A 16,485-nucleotide genomic window follows, 5' to 3' on the forward strand; every position below is an offset into this window, starting at 1 on the left:
GCAAAGGCTCGACAAATTGCTCCGATGTTCAGGGATGCGGTGGCGGAGTTCGCGGTGGCGGACCTGATATATTGAGTTCAATCAGGTTGTACCCAAATTATCGGAGCGGTGATGGCCGAAGTCAAGAGGCGATACGACTCCTCCGGCAGGCAGGAACAGGCCCGCGCGCGACGTCGCGCCGTGGTCGTGGCCGCGAAAGAGTTGTTCGAACGCGACGGCTTTCGGGCCACCACCCTCGCCGGGATCGCGGACCGGGCGGGTGTCTCGGTCAAAGGCCTGTACAAGAGTTTCGGCAGCAAGGCGGCGCTGGCGAAAGCGGTCTTCGACTTCGTGATCGCCGGTGACGACGAACCGGTGCCGGTCGCCGAACGTCCGGAGCAGCAGGCGATGTTCGCCGAACCGGACGTGCGCCGCAAGATCGAGATATTCGTCCACGCCCTGGCCCGCCGGCAGCAACGATCGGCGAAGGTGCAGATCCTCATTCGCGACGGACGGCACGTGGACGACTCGCTCACCCCGGTGTGGCGGCAACTGAGCGAGGAGGGACTGACCGCAGCGACGATGCTCGGGGGGCACTTCCTGGCCACCGGACAGCTTCGTGCCGGCGTCGACCTCGACGAGGTTCGCGATGTTCTGTGGAACTATCTGGCGATCGACACCTACGAGCGACTGGTCCTCGAACGGGGTTGGACACTCGACCGGTATGCGGACTGGGTGGCGCGAACGGTCGTGGCCGCGCTCTGCCCACCGTGATCAGAGCACGTGCGGAATCAGCCGCCACGTGCAGGCGATGTAGCGGCGGTAGGGGTCGCCGAGCGCGTCGACGAGCATGCGTTCCTCCGCCGGTATCCGCACCACATAGGCGGCGGCCAGCGCGAGCACCGTGAGGGGCGCCAGCCAATTCGTATATGCGAGAGTGAATCCCAGCGCACAGATCAGAGCTCCCGTGTACGACGGATGCCGGATCCGCGCGTACGGCCCGGTGTCGATCACCCGCTGACCCGCGACCGTCTGCAGTTCGAAGGTGAACGACGCACCGAGTTCCCGCACCGCGCGCAGCCGGAATCCCTGCCCCGCCAACGCAATCGCCAGTCCGGCAACGAAAAGGAGCAGCTGCGCGGTGGTGATCGTCGTTTCCGTGACGGTCAGGCTCAGAACGGGACCGCCGACGTAGACGGCGACCAGGCCCAGCCCGACGGCGACACCGATTCCGCGGCCGACCGGGTTCGTCCCGGACGGCGGATGCCGCCGCCCGATGAGAACCTCGGAGACGATCCACGCTGCCAGCGCCACGACCAGGGCGATCCCGGCCAGGGGCTCGGCGGCGAACAGCGGAGCGGTCACGGTCCGAGTATCCCGCCGCGCCCGGATCGGGCGCCCGCGAACCCTCGCGAACCACCCGGAGAGGACCGGCCCGGTCGGTACCATCGGATTCGTGCCCGCCCCGGAACACATGCACGCGGCCTACGTCGAATCGCTCGGCGGCGTCGACGCGATTCGCTACGGCCTGTTGCCCGTTCCGCGATGCGGCCCCGGTGATGTGCTCCTGCGGGTCGAGGCGGTCGCGGTCGACAACGTCGACACCTTCGTCCGGTCCGGACGATTCCGAACCGAGGTGACGTTCCCGTTCGTGATCGGACGTGACGTCGTCGGCACCGTCGTCGACCGGGGCGCCGACGTGACGGCCCCGAACATCGGCGACCGCGTGTGGTGCAACAGCCTGGGGCACGACGGCCGGCAGGGCCCGACCTCGGAATACACGACCGCTCCGGTCGAACGGGTGTATTCGCTGCCCGAAGGGGTGGATCCGGTCGTCGCGGTCGCGGTCGCGCACCCCGCGGCGACCGCGCATCTCGCCCTGTACACCCATGCCGGTCTGCGGGCGGTCGACACGGTGTTCGTCGCCGGCGGCGCCGGGCATGTGGGCTCGGCGTTGACCGCCATGGCTGCGCGCTCCGGTGCGAGCGTCCTGGCGTCGGCGCGCGCGCAGGACCACGAATGGTGCCGTTCGGCGGGCGCGGCGCAGGTGTTCGACTATGCAGCTCCCGACCTGATCGAACAACTGTGCGCCGCCGCTCCGAACGGTGTCGACGTGCTCGTCGACACGTCCGGCCGGCTCGATCTCTCCGACGCCCTGGAGCTGCTCGCGCTGCGTGGCCGGATCGTGGTGATGGCCGGGATGGACCGGAAACTCGAGTGCCGGGCAGGCGATCTGTACCCCCGCGACCGCAGTCTGCTCGGCTTCGCGATCAGCAACGCCACCACCGACGAGCTGGCCGAAGCCGCACGGCACGTCACCACGTTGCTCGCCGACGGGGTGCTGCGCCCCCGGCACATCGAGGAGCTACCGCTGAGCGCCGCCGGCGAGGCCCACCGCCGCCTCGAGGCCGGAGAGGCGCGCGGCACCCGCCTGGTGCTGCGTCCCGACAACTGAACGGGATGCCGACGCGATGGACATCGGAAACGGCCGGGTAGTGATCGAGTGGGAGGGCGGCCGCACCGTCGTGGACGCGCCCGACCAGGTGCGGATCGGCCGGGACGAGGCAATGGACATCACGATCGCCGATCCGATGGTCTCCCGCGAGCATGCCCGCGTGCTGTGGGACGACGGCTGGTACGTCACGGACTCGGACAGCAAGAACGGCACGTTCGTCGACGGCCACCGCGTGGATCGGATCGCGGTGACCGACTCCGTCGTGGTGCGCTGCGGCGGTCCCTTCACCGCGCCGTCGCTGAAGATCAGCGTGGCCGACCCGTCCGCGACACGGACCCGGAAGGGCATGATCGAGCAGTGGCGGACGATGCGCGCCGACGATATGCGGCCCGCACCGCGCCGCAAGCGACGCCCCCTGGAAGCCGGCGCACGTTCGATCGGACGCGACCGGACCTGCGACATCGTCGTGAACGACGTCCTCGTCTCCCGCGTCCATGCGGCGTTGCACACCGGCCCGTCGGGCCTCGAGATCGAGGATCTGGGCAGCGTCAACGGCACGTACGTCGACGGGAAAGCGGTGACCCGCACACCCCTGCGCGACGGCGACGTCGTCACCATCGGCAACACCGATCTGGTGGTGCACGGCGATCGCCTCGTGCCACGGCAGGAGGAGCCGTCACCCACGGTCGGGCTGCGTGTGCACGGCGTCGGTCTGACGATCTCCGGTGGGCAGCGACTTCTGGACGACGTCAGCCTGTCCGCCCCGCTCGGTACGCTCACCGCCGTGATCGGCCCGTCCGGGGCGGGCAAGTCGACGGTCGCGAGGATCATTTCCGGAACCACCGGCCCGACCGACGGTGTCGTCGAATTCGAGGGCCACGACGTGCACTCGGAGTACGAGGCGTTGCGGTCGCGGATCGGACTCGTCCCGCAGGACGACGTGGTGCACCGGCAGCTCACCGTGCGGCAGGCACTCGGCTATGCGGCGGAACTGCGGCTGCCGCCGGACACGACGCGTTCGGACCGGGACGAGGCCATTGCGAATGTGCTGGCGGAGCTGCAGCTCACCGAGCACGCCGACACCCGTGTCGATCATCTGTCCGGCGGGCAGCGCAAGCGGGCGTCGGTGGCCCTGGAGCTGCTCACCGGTCCGTCACTGCTGATCCTCGACGAGCCCACGTCCGGGCTGGACCCGGCCCTGGACCGGCAGATCATGGCCACCCTGCGGCGCCTCGCGGACCTGGGCCGGGTGATCCTCGTGATCACGCATTCGCTGTCCTATCTGGAGATGTGCGATCAGGTGCTGCTCCTGGCACCAGGCGGCAAGACCGCCTACGTCGGCCCGCCCGCGCAGGTGGGTTCGGCGCTGGGCAGTACCGACTGGGCGGAGATCTTCGCCCGGGTCGCGGCCGAACCCGACGCCGTGTACGCCGATCACCTGGCGCGCAGCACCCTGGTCGAGCAGCCACCGGCGACCGAGCCCGGTCCGCTGCCGCAACCGGCCCAGACGTCGCGGACGAAGCAGCTCGGCACGGTGGCGCGGCGGCAGCTGCGACTGATCCGCGCGGACCGCGGATATCTGATCTTCCTGTCGGTGCTGCCGTTCGTCCTCGGTGGCCTGACGATTCTCGTGCCGGGCGACGACGGTTTCGGATTCCCGTCCCCCGGCGAAGAACCCGGAGAGCTGTCGTTCATCCTCATCCTGCTGATCCTCGGCGCCTGCTTCATGGGCCTGTCGCTGACGGTGCGCGATCTCGTCGGCGAACGGCAGATCTACTTCCGGGAACGCGCCGCGGGACTGCAACCCTCCGCTTATCTGTGGGCCAAGATCCTGGTGTTCTGTGCGGCGGCGATCGTCCAGTCCGTCGTATTGGTGCTGGTGGTCATGGCCGGCAAGGGCGCTCCGGGCCCCGGCTCCCTGATTCCGGTCGGCGCCGTGGAACTGATGGTGGACATCGCGCTGACCACGTGCTCGTGCGTCGTCCTCGGCTTGGCCCTGTCCGCGGTGGCCCGGTCGAGTGAGCAGGTCATGCCGATGCTCGTTGTGGCGGTGATGGTGCAGCTGGTGATGAGCGGGGGCCTGATCCCGATCACCGGCCGCGTCGTGCTCGAACAGTTGTCGTGGCTGTTCTCGGCACGCTGGGGATACGCCGCATCGGCCTCGACCGTCGACCTTCGCGCGAAGGATCCGACGGCCGAGGCCGATGCGCTGTGGCAGCACACCTCGTCGGCGTGGCTGTTCAACATCGGGATGCTGGTGCTGGTCGGAGTCGTGCTCGCGCTGTTCGCCTACAGTCGGCTGCGGCTGCGGGGTCGGCGCTCGGCACGTCGACGCGAACTCCGCGCTCGCGCAGGCGGCTGATCCGTGCCGCGACCGACACCCGAACAAAGGACACGGCCATGAGCTTCGACACCCCCGCGGGAACTCGTGGTGCCCGCCAGCCGTCCGGTCCCCTGTTCCGTCTGGTCAACAAACTGATGGCCGGGCGCATCCGGCGCAGTGGCCGCTTCCGCGGGAGCAATGCCCTCATCCTCACCACTGTGGGCCGCAAGACGGGGCAGGAACGTTCGACGCCGGTCAACTGGTTCCCCGGTCCGGACGGCAGCCGGCTCATCGTCGCCTCGGCCGCCGGCGCCGCCGGCAATCCCGGCTGGTACTACAACATCGCGGCCAACCCCGACAAGGTGCGCATCGAGGTCGAAGGACGCACCGTCGCCGTCGACGCCGAGCAGCTTCACGACGCCGAACGAGAGCGCGCCTGGGAACAGATCGTCAGCGCGAGCCCGGGGTTCGCCGATTACGAGAAGAAGACCGACCGCGAACTTCCCGTCATCCGTCTCACCGAGCGGAACTGACCCACAACCGGCGCCGACTCTGCTTTCCCCACCAGGTTCGCTGTCGGAGACCGCAGCAGACTCGGTCCGCAGCCGCGACCGGACCGAACCTCGCGGACTCCACGCAGCCCGAAGCAGCTGAGCAGCGCGGGGGCCAGGGGCGGCGGCCGCGACCACGAGGAAGGCCGTGGAGAACCCGCTGCCGAGCGCCTCGAGCGCGCGGGGTTGCGCGGCGGCACCGGGCGCGCCCTCGGGCAGCCTACCCAGCGCGATCGGGCGGAGCCTGCGGCGGCGGGTGGGACGGCGGCGCGATCGCATCCACCTGGTCGTTGCTCACGTAGTGACTCCGTCCGGTATCCGAGGGCCCGGAATCGGCGCGCGAGACCGAGTAAAATTTCGCTCGATCGTTCCCGTTCTGCCTGCAACGGTGAGGATTGTCGATGCCGAGATCCGATCGGACCGCAGATCCCACCACCCCGGCCCGACCCCGGCGGCGGACGTCCTCCCCTGCTCCGGCGCTCACCGGTGCCGCTGCATCCGCGACCGCGACAGCCAGGGCTTCCCTCGCTCGGAGCAACCCATGACGACACCGATCGGACTCGACGACCTTCCCGGCCCCCACGGACTCCCGTGGCTCGGCAACCTGCTGGACATCGACACCCACAGCCCGATCGACGGCTTCATCGCGCTCGCCCGCGAATACGGCCCGATCTACAAGCTGTCGCTACCCATGGGAACCCGGGTGATGGTCTCCGGCGCCGATCTCGTCGACGACCTGTGCGACGACACCCGGTTCGACAAACAAGTCGGTGCCGGGCTCGGCGCCCTCCGCAACAGCGTCGCCGGATCCGGATTGTTCACCAGCGCAACCGACGACCCGTTGTGGCATCGCGCCCACAACATCCTCATGGCGCCGTTCAGCCAGCAGGCGATGCGCGACTACGTCCCGCGCATGCTGGACATCGCCGGCCAGCTGATGGACAAGTGGTCGCGTCTCAATCCCGGCGACGAGGTGAACGTCCCGGTCGACATGACCGCACTGACCCTCGACACGATCGCCCTGTGCGGGTTCGACTACCGATTCAACTCCTTCTACCGCGAGACACCGCACCCGTTCGTCGCGGCGATGGTCCGCTCACTGGCCCAGGCCCAGAAACGCGCCCGCCAGCTGCCGATTCAGCGGCGCCTGGACATCCAGGCGAAACGGCGGGCCCAGGAAGACCAGGAGTACATGCAAACCCTTGTCCAAGGGCTCATTTCGGAACGTCGCCGACGCGGAAGCGACGCCGACAATACGGACCTGCTGGGCCGCATGCTCGAGGGTGTCGATCCGAAGAGCGGTCTCGGCCTTCCCGACGAGAACATCGTCGCCCAGTGCCTGACATTCCTGATCGCCGGGCACGAGACGACCAGCGGCCTGCTCTCGTTCGCACTGTACTTCCTGGTGAAACACCCCGAGATCGCCGACCGTGCGCGGGCCGAGGTCGACGAGGTGCTCGGCGACAATCCACGGCCTACCTACGAGCAGATCCGCCGCCTCACCTACGTCACGCAGATTCTCGACGAGACGCTCCGATTGTGGCCCACCGCACCGATGTTCACGCGTGCTCCACGCCAGGACGAGATCCTCGCCGGACGCTACGCGATCCCCGCCGGCACAGGACTTTCCGTAATCATCCAAGCGTTGCACCGCGACCCGGCCGTCTGGGGCGACGACGCCGACACATTCGATCCGGACCGCTTCACCCCCGAACACAAGCAGGCACTTCCCCCGAACGCCTACAAGCCCTTCGGCACCGGGATGCGGGCCTGCATCGGACGGCAGTTCGCGATGCAGGAGGCCACGCTCGTCCTCGGAATGCTTCTGCAACGCTTCGAGTTCGAAGATCACCGCGATTACCAACTGCACACCCGGACCGCGCTCACCGTCAAACCGGACGAGTTCTACATCCGGGTCCGGCCTCGCGCGGGGCACACACTCGGCACCGCGGCGCCTGTCGCCGCTGACACCGCGCCCACCCCGGAACCTGCCGCCGAGCCGGCAGCACCCGCCACCGGGCACGGCACACCGCTGACGATCCTGTTCGGATCGAATCTCGGTACCGCCGAAGGCATTGCGAACAAACTCGCCCGGGAAGGCACCGAACGCGGATTCCGGGTGACCGTCGGCACGCTCGACGACCACATCGATGCCGCCCGTACGGCGTCGTCGCTGATCGTGGTGTGCTCGTCGTACAACGGGATGCCACCGGAGAACGCCGAACAATTCGTCGCGGCGCTGCGCGAGCCGTCGCTGCCCGACGATGCGTACTCGGCCGTGCGGTACACCGTGTTCGGCTGCGGCGACACCGACTGGGCCGCCACCTATCAGGCGGTCCCGACCCTCATCGACACGGAACTCGAACGGCACGGCGCGCAACGCATCCGCCCGCGCGGTGCGGGCGACGCGCACGGCGACTTCGACGCCCAGTACCGGCAGTGGCATTCGGAGCTGTGGTCGGACTTCGAAACAGCGCTCGATCTGCCCTCGGCAGCCGTCGCACCTCCGGACGGCGGTGGCATGTCGATCTCGATCGTCAACCGTCAGCTCGCCAATCCAGTCGTCCTGTCCTATCGAGCCGTCCCCGCCCGGGTCCGTGTGAACCGGGAACTCGTGCGCGATGGTGCCACCGTTCCCGAGCCTCGATCCACCCGGCACGTCGAGGTCGCGCTGCCCGAGGGCATGGACTATCGCGCCGGTGATCATCTGGGCGTGCTGCCGCGCAACAGCGTCGACTTGATCCGGCGGGTGATGTGGCGGTTCGGCCTGGATGCCGGGATGTACCTCACGATCGTCGCGGACCCCGGCACCCACACCCACCTGCCGGTCGACGAATCCACCCCGCTGCTGGGAATCCTGGGCAGTTGCGTCGAACTGCAGGCCTGCGCCACCCGCGCCGACATCGAGGTGCTCGCCGAGCACACCGAGGATCCGGAACAACGCGCCGAACTGACGGACCTCCTCGACGACGAGCAGTACCGCGACGAAGTCGCCCTGCCCAACGTGTCGGTTCTCGACCTGCTCGAGCGCTTCCCCGCCTGCACGGTGCCATTCGAGAAGTACCTGGATCTGCTGCCACCGCTGCAGCCGCGGTACTACTCGATCTCGTCGTCGCCGGCGACCGATCCGGAGACGTGCAGCCTCACCACCGGGGTGCTGCGTGCCCCGGCTCGCGGTGATGGTCGCCCGTTCGCGGGTGTGTGCTCGAACTATCTGGCGGACATGGCGCCCAACAGCACCATCTTCGTCTTCCGCCGTCGGCCGACCATCCCGTTCTACCCGCCGTCCGATCCGAGTGTGCCGATGATCATGATCGGGGCCGGGACCGGGCTGGCACCGTTCCGCGGGTTCCTTCAGGAACGCGCGACCCAGAAGACACGGAGTGGTTCGGTGGCCCGTTCGCTGTTGTTCTTCGGTTGCCGCTGCCCCGGATACGACGACATCTACTCCGACGAACTGGAGTCCTACGCGTCGAGCGCCGACGTCGGGGTGCACATCGCGTACTCACGGCAACCGCGCGAGGGCCGCCGGTACGCGCAGGACGAGATGCTCGCCCACCAGGACGAAATCTGGGATCTGATCGGGCAGGGCGCGTCGATCTTCGTGTGCGGCAACGCCCGCACGCTCGCTCCCGGGGTTCGTGCTGCCCTGAGCCAGATCGTGGCAGGTAAGCGCGGCTGCTCGGTCGACGAAGCGCAGACCTGGCTGTCCGGTATGCGCGCAGAACACCGCTTCCTCGAGGACATCTGGGGCGGAAGCTGAGTAACGCCGCGAGCCCCGCAATACCGGGCCTGCGCGGGTTTTGCTGCCTATACTCCCGGCATGCTGATCATCGGGATCATCCTGTTCGGATTGCTCGTCGGCGCGGTCGCACAGCTCGTCGTGGGCAAGTCCAAGTCCGGAATCGACTGGACCCTGGCGTTCGTTGCCGGTGTCGGCGGTTCGTTCGTCGGTGGCCTGATCATCAGCCTGCTCGCCGGCGACGGTCTGGCGCTGCGCCCCAGCGGCATCATCGGTTCCATCGCCGGCGCGATCATCGTGACCGCGCTGTGGTCGTGGTGGAAGTCGCGGTCCACGTCGCCGGTCGACTGACCATGCTGCACACCTGACCGCGCCGCACACCTGACCTGCGGATACACGATTCCGGCAGCGAGAGCGCGCTTCCGGCCGTACCGTGAACCGATGATCACCGGCGTACACACTCTGGTCTACTCCGACGACCCCGACGCGACCCGCGCGTTCTTCCGCGACATCCTCGGGTTCCTCTCCGTCGATACCGGTGGCGGCTGGCTCATCTTCCGCACCGGACCGTCCGAACTCGGCGTCCACCCGACGTCGGGCGTCCACGAAGGCGTCGAGTACTCCTCGCCGCGGCAGCATTCGATCTCGCTGATGTGTGACGACCTCGAAGCGACGATGGCCGAATTGTCCTCGAAGGGTGCACGATTCACCCGTGAGGTACGCGACGACGGCTACGGCCGCACCGTCGATGTTGCGGTACCCGGGGCCGACGACATCCTGCTGTTCCAACCGCGCTACGATCCGCCGGCCTTCCTCTGACCGGCACGGCGACGCCGATCATGCGGGCGAATGCGGTGCTCCCACACCCGGATCGATCCGCACCGGGCCGTCCGCCGTCGGCTTCACGGGGAAGTCGAAGATCGTCGTCGGAATGTACACCGTCGCACAGGAGTTGGGGATGTCGACGACCCCCGACAATCTTCCCTCGATCGGTGCCGCGCCGAGCAGCAGATATGCCTGTTCCGGGCTGTATCCGAATTTCGTGAGGTAGTCGATCGCGTGCAGGCATGCCCGCTGGTATGCCAATTGGGAATCGAGGTAGCGCTGTTCGCCGTCGAGGGTGACCGAGGTGCCGGAGAACGCGAGCCATTCCGAGAACTGCGGGTCGGTGTTGCCCGGCATGAAGATCGCATTCTCGCTCACCCCGTAGGTCTCCATGCCTCCCCGGATGAGGTCGACGCGCAGATCGATGAAGCCGCCCATCTCGATGGCCCCGCAGAACGTGATCTCGCCGTCGCCCTGGGAGAAGTGCAGGTCGCCGACCGACAGGTTCGCGCCGTCGACGAACACCGGGTAGAAGATCCGACTCCCCTTGGTGAGGTTCTTGATGTCCTGGTTGCCGCCGTTCTCGCGCGGCGGCGCGGTCCGTGCCGCCTCTGCTGCGACCCGGTCGAAATCCGCACCGGTGAGGCTGCCGAGGATCGCGGCGTCCGGCTCGGGCGGTAGTGCCAGCGGCGGCACCCGATCCGGATCCGTGGCGATCAGCGCGGCTTCGCGCGTGTTCCACGTCGAGAGCAGATCGTGCGAGGGGGCCGTCCCCATCAGCCCGGGATGCACGATGCCGGTGAACGACACGTGCGGCACGTGGCGACTCGTCGTCTTCTGTCCGGAGAAGTCCCAGATCGCCTTGTACGCGTCCGGGAATTGATCGGTGAGGAAGCCGCCGCCGTTGGGCTTGGCGAAGATCCCGGTGTAGCCCCAGCCCTGACCGGCGAGCGGGCCGGAGTCCTCCTGCGGGATCGGGCCGACGTCGAGGATGTCGACGATCAGCAGATCGCCGGGTTTCGCGCCCTCCACGGCAAACGGACCCGAGAGTGCGTGCACGGTGTGCAGCGGCGCGTTGCGGATGTCGTCGGCCGAGTCGTCGTTGTGGATCGCCCCGTCGAACCATTCCCGGCAGTGCACCCGGAACGAGTCCCCCGGCTTCACGGTCGCGACGGGCGGGATGTCGGGGTGCCAGCGGTTGTGACCGATCTTGTCCTGGTCGGTGAAGCGGCGGGTCGAATCGAGGGGGAAGATGACGTCGGGCACGAAACCTCCTTGATCGGCGACTTCAGGGGCGAGGAAGCAAGCGGTGCCGGGGATCCGTCGTAACGGGCCGCGGCGGTCGCCGCGAGCTCCCCGGCAGTGCACCCGATACGACGCCGGGTTCGGACGCCGTCCGCGCTGCCGCATCGTGTGCACGCATCGCCGCCGATCCGCCACGACCGAGGCGCGGCGCGCCGAGCAGACGCGGAGCCGATCGGGAACAACGGGGACAGGGCGCGGCCGGCCCGACCTCGCTCATCGACATCGAGAGATCGAAGGAACCGCAGTCGGCGCATCGGAATTCGTACAGCGGCATCGGCATCCGTTCTTCGCATATCCGGTGTGCCCCCGACCGTATCCGACCGATTGCGGCCGCGCCGGAGGTCGGCGAAAGTCGTAACGTCGAGGCAACCTTGCGGCTCGGGTGCTGCGACTGCCTGGCAACCCGGGCGAATCGGCGACGGCGACGTGCCCGTCGAGTCGCCCGCGGCGACGGCTCTGCCAGGATGTGCCCATGAAATCAGTGGCCCGGCTGGGCACGATCCCTGTGTCCACGATGGTGCTGCTCGCTGCCCTGTATTTCGCGCAGGGCCTGCCGTTCGGGTTCTTCACCCAGGCTCTGCCCGTGGTGCTCCGGGAGTCCGGATTCTCGTTGATCGCGATCAGCGCGACCGGAGTTTTGTTCGCACCGTGGGCGCTGAAGTTCCTGTGGGCGCCGTACGTCGACCACTACGGCACTCGACGCCGATGGCTGCTGACGCTGCAGTTGCTGTCGGCGGCGGTGACCCTCTCGATGGCGGCACTGGACCTCGAGTCGTCGCTGCGCTGGCTCCTGGTTGGGATCGCGGTCGTCAATGCGGTGTCGGCGACCCAGGACATCGCCACCGACGGGCTCGCAGTGCAGCTGCTGAGCCCTCGAGAGCGCGGTGTCGGCAACGGAATTCAGGCGGGCGCCTACCGAATCGGGATGATCGTGGGCGGCGGTGCGTTGCTGTGGCTGTTCTCCATCGCGGGATGGCGAGCGCTGTTCGTCACGATGGCCGTGCTGCTGCTTCTGACGACGATCCCCGTGTGGACGATGCCGCAGGCGTCGGTACGCAGCGTTCAGGAGCCGGCGACCCCGGTACGGCTGGCGGCCGGGTGGTGGACGCGTCTGCGCTGGCCCGGGATGATCGTCTTCATCCTGCTCATCGGCGGCTTCAAGTTCGGAGACTCGATGGGGTCGGCGATGGTCGGCCCCTTCATGTCGGACGCGGGTCTGTCCCTCGGGCAGATCGCGCTGATCAAGGGCGTCCTGTCGTCGGTCGGTGCACTCGCGGGTGCGGCACTGGGTGCGTGGATGTGCTCACGGTGGGGCCGGCGGAGGGCTCTGCTGATCGGTGGCGTCACCCAGACCGCGAGCGTGGCGCTGTATCTGGTCGCCTCGCTCGGGGTCGGCGGATTCGGATTGATCGTCTCGGCGAGCCTGGCCGAGCACGTCCTCGGCGGCGCCGCGACCGTGGCGGTGTTCACGCTCATGATGGACGCCGCCGATCGCGACCACGCGGGCAGCGACTACACGCTGATGGCGTGCGCGATCGTGGTCGTCCAGGGCATCGCCGGTTTCACGGCGGGCGCGGTCGGTGAACTGCTCGGTTATCCCGCTCTGTTCGGCACGGGTGCCGCCCTGTCGGGTCTCGGCTGCGCGGTTCTGCTCGTCGCTCTCGACCGAGGAGTGGGACCTCGTGGCGTCGGCGACGTCTGGCGAGCGCCCGAACGGACGAACGCAACCTGAACGGATTCGGCCGGACGCCCGTGAGGCGTCCGGCCGAATCCGGGTCGGGCAGGTGTCAGGCCTGCGCCTCGGCGGGTGCGCGACGCGCGCCCACGGCGTAGAGCGCCAGGCCCACGACGACCCACGTCACGAGAGTCAATGCGGCCGTTGCCCCGCCGGCCCAGTCGAAGTAGGCGGCCGAGCGGACCAGGGTTCCGGCTGCACCCGGCGGCAGGATCTGGCCGAACGTGCCGAGCCCGCTGGGCAGCCACGCCGAGGTGGTGGCGATGCCGGCCAGGGGGTTGCCGAGGAACATCATCGTCATGGCGCCGAGCGTGAATCCCTTGGCACCGAACGCCTTCTGAAGACCCGCCAGCGGAAGGGCGAGCCCTGCGATACCCAGCGTGAGGGCCGCCGCGACCGGCCACATGCTCGATTCGATGCTGCCGAACCAGTGGGTGAGCACGGCGGAAACTGCGATACCGCCGAGCGCGGCGAAGCCGATCAGGCCCGCGAGGTACCACGCATTGCTACGCGGGAAGATCTTCCGGAACGCGACGACCGGGACGATGCCGCCGAAGACGAGCGGGAACGCGAGTCCGCCGATGCCGATGCCGGTGGGATCGGACGCGGGCAGCGGAACGACGTCCTCGACCGTCACTGCGGATCCGGTCGCGCGGGCCACGGTCTGCGCGGTGCCGGTGAGCGATCCGGAGATGGCGGACGAACCGGCACTGGCGACCAGAGCGTGGACGTTGCCGCCGTCGACGACGAACCCGCCGACGACCTCGCGATTGCGGATCGCGTCGCGCAGAGCCTCGTCCGACTCGAAACGCTGCGGCTCGTATGCATCCGGGGCGGCCGCGCCGAGGGCCTGCTCGAATTGGGCGGTATCGGTTCCCACCACCCCCACCTGCAGATCGTGGGCGCCGCTCTCGAGCGACGGCAGGATGAAGACCATCAGGAGCAGAACCAGGATCACGCCGAGGCCGGCACACATGGCGAGCAGCATGGCGGCGGGGTTTCGGGTGCGTCCGGAAGCGCCCTCCTCGGCTGCCGCCGGGGACTCCGTGTCGATCTGTGTCATTCCCTCGTCCTTCTGCCCCGGTGTTGAACCGGATGAAGATCCTCCACTTATGTGGAGAATAATCCTCCGTTTAGAATGGGATGTCAAGAACGCCCGTCAGGACCGAGCGCCCGAGGAGTTACAGATGCGTTCCGATGCCGCGAAGCGTCGTCAGGCAATCGTCCGGGAGGCACGACGGTTGTTCGCCGCCCACGGCAGCGACGTCGCGTTGGAGACCATCGCCGAGGCCGCAGGCGTCGGCATCGCCACCCTGTACCGGAACTTCGAATCACGCAGCGCGCTTGCCCACGAGGTGGCGCTGGCGATCCTCGGCGACATGCAAGCAGCGGCGGCCGATGCCCTCGACGCGTTCGATGCGGCGCCCGACACCGCCTGGACGAACTACGTGCAGCGACTCGTCGAACTGGATCTCGGGGCGTTGTCGGGCGCTCTGACGGAGTACGTCGCGCACGAACTGCCGGAGTCGGTGCGCCGGGCGCAGCAAATCACGCTCGCCGGGGTCGAGGACGTGCTCGCCGCCGCCCGGTCCGCGGGCGCGGTCCGCGCGGATCTGGGTGCGCTCGAACTCGTTCTCGGGATCGGCATGATCACCCGCCCCCAGCCCGCGGCCATCCGCGCCGTCGCACCCGACCTCGTCCCCCGCCTGGTGTCGATCATGCTGGCCGGGATGCGGCCCTAACTGTCCCCTTCCAGGGTCCGTTCCAGGACATCGGCGGGCGCATAGTTCGCCCAGCCGTGCCCGGGCCAGTTGAACCATCCGGACGACGCGAGGGTTCCGCCGTCCGGATGCAGCGTCGTGCCGTGATGAACGACGACAGTCCCGACGCGAGGAACACGACGCAGTTGGAGATGTCGTGGACATGTCCGACGCGCCCCATCGGAATCGCGATCGCCGCACTGCGCGGATCGGCCAGGGCGTGCTCCCCCGCCGCGAGCCGCTCGAGGTTCGGTGTCGGAACGAAGTCGGGCGCAACGTTGTTCACGCGGATGCGGTCCGGCGCCACCTCGACCGCGAGTGTTCAGGCGAACTGCTCGACGGCGGCCTTCGTAGCGGAGTAGACGGCGAAACCCGATGCGGCCCGGTGCGCTTCGATGGTCGAGAGGTTGACGATGCTGCCGCCGCGGCCACCGTTCTTCATCCGGCGCACCGCGAGCGAACACGCGTGCAACACGTGCGAGAGGTGTACGCCACCTCGGCCACGTTGAACAGCGAGATCGCGAACCTCGAGAAGTGCGCGGCCACTCATTTCGGCCGGCACCCGGACGCTGAGATCCTGCTCGGCCAGCCCGGTCTCGGGGTCGTTCTCGGTGCCCGGGTGCTCACCGAGTTCGGGGACGCCCCCGGTCGTTACGTCGGTGCGAAGGCACGGAAGAACTACGCCGGGACCAGCCCGATCACCCGAGCGTCCGGCAAGACGCGTGTGGTCTGCGCCCGGCACGTGCACAACGACCGGCTCGTCGACGCCCTGAACACTGCTCGGCGGTTGTCACGTGGACGGGTGCCCCGGCCGGTGCGAGTGCAGAACCTCGAGACAACGCCGAAACTCGTCCTCGTCGATCTCCCCGTGCGCAAAGCGTGTTGCCAGGATGCTCTCCGGGGTCGGTTCCGGAACAGGCGGCGGGACCGGAGGCGGTCCCACTTGCGGACCCGGACTCAATGCTCGCACCAACAGGACGATCCCCGCGATCACGAGCGCCCAGAACAGCACCATCGCGACGGTCATGAGGACATAGCCCCAGCCGCTCATGCCGTCGCCGTACCAGAACATCATCGAGATCCACTCCTCCCGCTCGGCGACGCTCCTTCGGGGCGCCGCGGGACCGTTCGTCCACTTCCATGCTCCCCGTCCACGACAATCTGTTCCGCGTCGATTTCGCGAAGACCCGCCCGAGATGGGCCGGACCGAACATGCAGCCGACCACAACGGGAACCGGTGCCCAGCGGCGTCACGGGGGTGGAACCGCCGCGGTCACCGATCCTGCGTCGCCGAGGCATCCTCCGGGTTGTTCCAGACCGCGACAGCGCCGCTGTCACCGACCCGATAGACCTGGACGACGGATCCAACCGCGAGAACGATCCCGACGACGGCGAACCCGATCGCAAGCACCCGGGACACCTGTGTCGGTGCGGAACCCGCGCGCTTCGCCCACCACGCGCGGACCCGGGACTGGTGGATCGCCCACCACGCGAACGAGACCAGGAACAGCCCGGCCGACCAGTAGACGAGCTGGTCGCCCAGCTCGGCGTGGGTCTCCACCAGCGGATCGCGCGGCGTCCGGTGCTCGAGCCACTCGCCCGCCTGAGTTGTCAGCGGGACAAGGACGAGGGACACGAACGCAACTGTCGGCGTGATGACCCCGAGCCTGCGCCGGGCGGCCGGCCAGCATACCGACAACAGCAGGAGCAGCGCCGACAACGGAACCAGCACCACCACGAAATGCACCAGCAGCGGGTGGATCGGCATTCCGTTGAACGTTGTGGGGCCCATGCTTACTCGCCTTCGTCG

General features: G+C 68.3%; 15 protein-coding genes and 2 pseudogenes. 10 read left to right on the forward strand and 7 right to left on the reverse strand.

Going from position 1 to position 16,485, the window contains the following annotated elements; genetic code table 11:
- Positions 1-111 precede the first annotated feature (111 nt).
- Positions 112-753, forward strand: coding sequence for a TetR/AcrR family transcriptional regulator (locus tag ACWDUD_RS02315; protein WP_197257993.1), 642 nt, complete (start codon positions 112-114; stop codon positions 751-753).
- Here ACWDUD_RS02315 and ACWDUD_RS02320 read toward each other — a convergent pair whose 3' ends face one another.
- Positions 754-1,344, reverse strand: coding sequence for a methyltransferase family protein (locus ACWDUD_RS02320; protein WP_248673873.1), 591 nt, complete (start codon positions 1,342-1,344; stop codon positions 754-756).
- 91 nt (positions 1,345-1,435) lie between these two features.
- On the opposite strand from ACWDUD_RS02320, the gene ACWDUD_RS02325 reads away from it, so the two are divergent.
- The 6 genes from ACWDUD_RS02325 to ACWDUD_RS02350 all read left to right on the forward strand — a co-directional run bounded on the left by ACWDUD_RS02325 (position 1,436) and on the right by ACWDUD_RS02350 (position 9,869).
- A complete protein-coding gene (locus ACWDUD_RS02325; RefSeq protein ID WP_248673872.1) occupies positions 1,436-2,434 on the forward strand; it encodes an NADPH:quinone reductase in 999 nt (332 codons plus the stop codon).
- A gap of 16 nt (positions 2,435-2,450) precedes the next feature.
- A complete protein-coding gene (locus tag ACWDUD_RS02330; RefSeq protein WP_248673871.1) occupies positions 2,451-4,796 on the forward strand; it encodes an FHA domain-containing protein in 2,346 nt (781 codons plus the stop codon).
- 38 nt (positions 4,797-4,834) lie between these two features.
- Positions 4,835-5,290, forward strand: a complete 456-nt coding sequence (locus tag ACWDUD_RS02335) for a nitroreductase/quinone reductase family protein (protein ID WP_197257981.1) — start codon at positions 4,835-4,837, stop codon at positions 5,288-5,290.
- A gap of 559 nt (positions 5,291-5,849) precedes the next feature.
- A complete protein-coding gene (locus ACWDUD_RS02340) occupies positions 5,850-9,071 on the forward strand; it encodes a bifunctional cytochrome P450/NADPH--P450 reductase (RefSeq protein WP_450108208.1) in 3,222 nt (1,073 codons plus the stop codon).
- 60 nt (positions 9,072-9,131) lie between these two features.
- Positions 9,132-9,401: a GlsB/YeaQ/YmgE family stress response membrane protein gene (locus ACWDUD_RS02345; protein WP_450106536.1), complete on the forward strand. Its 270-nt coding sequence runs from the start codon at positions 9,132-9,134 to the stop codon at positions 9,399-9,401.
- Between the two features lie 90 nt (positions 9,402-9,491).
- Positions 9,492-9,869, forward strand: a complete 378-nt coding sequence (locus ACWDUD_RS02350; protein ID WP_450108209.1) for a VOC family protein — start codon at positions 9,492-9,494, stop codon at positions 9,867-9,869.
- A gap of 18 nt (positions 9,870-9,887) precedes the next feature.
- Here ACWDUD_RS02350 and fmdA read toward each other — a convergent pair whose 3' ends face one another.
- Both fmdA and ACWDUD_RS02360 read right to left on the reverse strand, forming a co-directional pair.
- Positions 9,888-11,141 (reverse strand): formamidase, encoded by a 1,254-nt coding sequence (gene fmdA / locus ACWDUD_RS02355; RefSeq protein WP_450108210.1) that lies wholly within the window; start codon positions 11,139-11,141, stop codon positions 9,888-9,890.
- A 22-nt stretch (positions 11,142-11,163) separates the two neighbouring features.
- On the reverse strand, positions 11,164-11,460 hold the full coding sequence (locus ACWDUD_RS02360) for an FmdB family zinc ribbon protein (RefSeq protein ID WP_450108211.1): 297 nt from the start codon (positions 11,458-11,460) through the stop codon (positions 11,164-11,166).
- A 192-nt stretch (positions 11,461-11,652) separates the two neighbouring features.
- On the opposite strand from ACWDUD_RS02360, the gene ACWDUD_RS02365 reads away from it, so the two are divergent.
- A complete protein-coding gene (locus ACWDUD_RS02365; RefSeq protein ID WP_450108212.1) occupies positions 11,653-12,912 on the forward strand; it encodes an MFS transporter in 1,260 nt (419 codons plus the stop codon).
- A gap of 55 nt (positions 12,913-12,967) precedes the next feature.
- Here the strand turns inward: ACWDUD_RS02365 and ACWDUD_RS02370 are convergent, their stop codons facing one another.
- Positions 12,968-13,978: an ABC transporter permease gene (locus tag ACWDUD_RS02370; protein ID WP_197257962.1), complete on the reverse strand. Its 1,011-nt coding sequence runs from the start codon at positions 13,976-13,978 to the stop codon at positions 12,968-12,970.
- Between the two features lie 124 nt (positions 13,979-14,102).
- Here ACWDUD_RS02370 and ACWDUD_RS02375 point away from each other — a divergent pair, with 124 nt between their 5' ends.
- A complete protein-coding gene (locus tag ACWDUD_RS02375; protein ID WP_197257960.1) occupies positions 14,103-14,657 on the forward strand; it encodes a TetR/AcrR family transcriptional regulator in 555 nt (184 codons plus the stop codon).
- Here the strand turns inward: ACWDUD_RS02375 and ACWDUD_RS02380 are convergent.
- A pseudogene (locus tag ACWDUD_RS02380) lies at positions 14,632-15,225 on the reverse strand (SDR family NAD(P)-dependent oxidoreductase). The gene ACWDUD_RS02375 and the pseudogene ACWDUD_RS02380 overlap by 26 nt on opposite strands.
- Between ACWDUD_RS02380 and ACWDUD_RS02385 the strand changes: the two are divergent.
- Positions 15,175-15,450, forward strand: a pseudogene (locus ACWDUD_RS02385) (transposase); the annotation flags it as partial. The pseudogenes ACWDUD_RS02380 and ACWDUD_RS02385 overlap by 51 nt on opposite strands.
- A gap of 15 nt (positions 15,451-15,465) precedes the next feature.
- On the opposite strand, the gene ACWDUD_RS02390 reads toward ACWDUD_RS02385, so the two are convergent.
- Both ACWDUD_RS02390 and ACWDUD_RS02395 read right to left on the reverse strand, forming a co-directional pair.
- Entirely contained in the window at positions 15,466-15,750 is a 285-nt protein-coding gene (locus ACWDUD_RS02390; protein WP_197257958.1) for an SHOCT domain-containing protein, read from the reverse strand.
- A gap of 198 nt (positions 15,751-15,948) precedes the next feature.
- Positions 15,949-16,467, reverse strand: coding sequence for a DUF2231 domain-containing protein (locus tag ACWDUD_RS02395; RefSeq protein WP_450108213.1), 519 nt, complete (start codon positions 16,465-16,467; stop codon positions 15,949-15,951).
- Between the last annotated feature and the right edge of the window lie 18 nt (positions 16,468-16,485).

It is taken from the genome of Rhodococcus sp. NPDC003382, assembly GCF_053589135.1.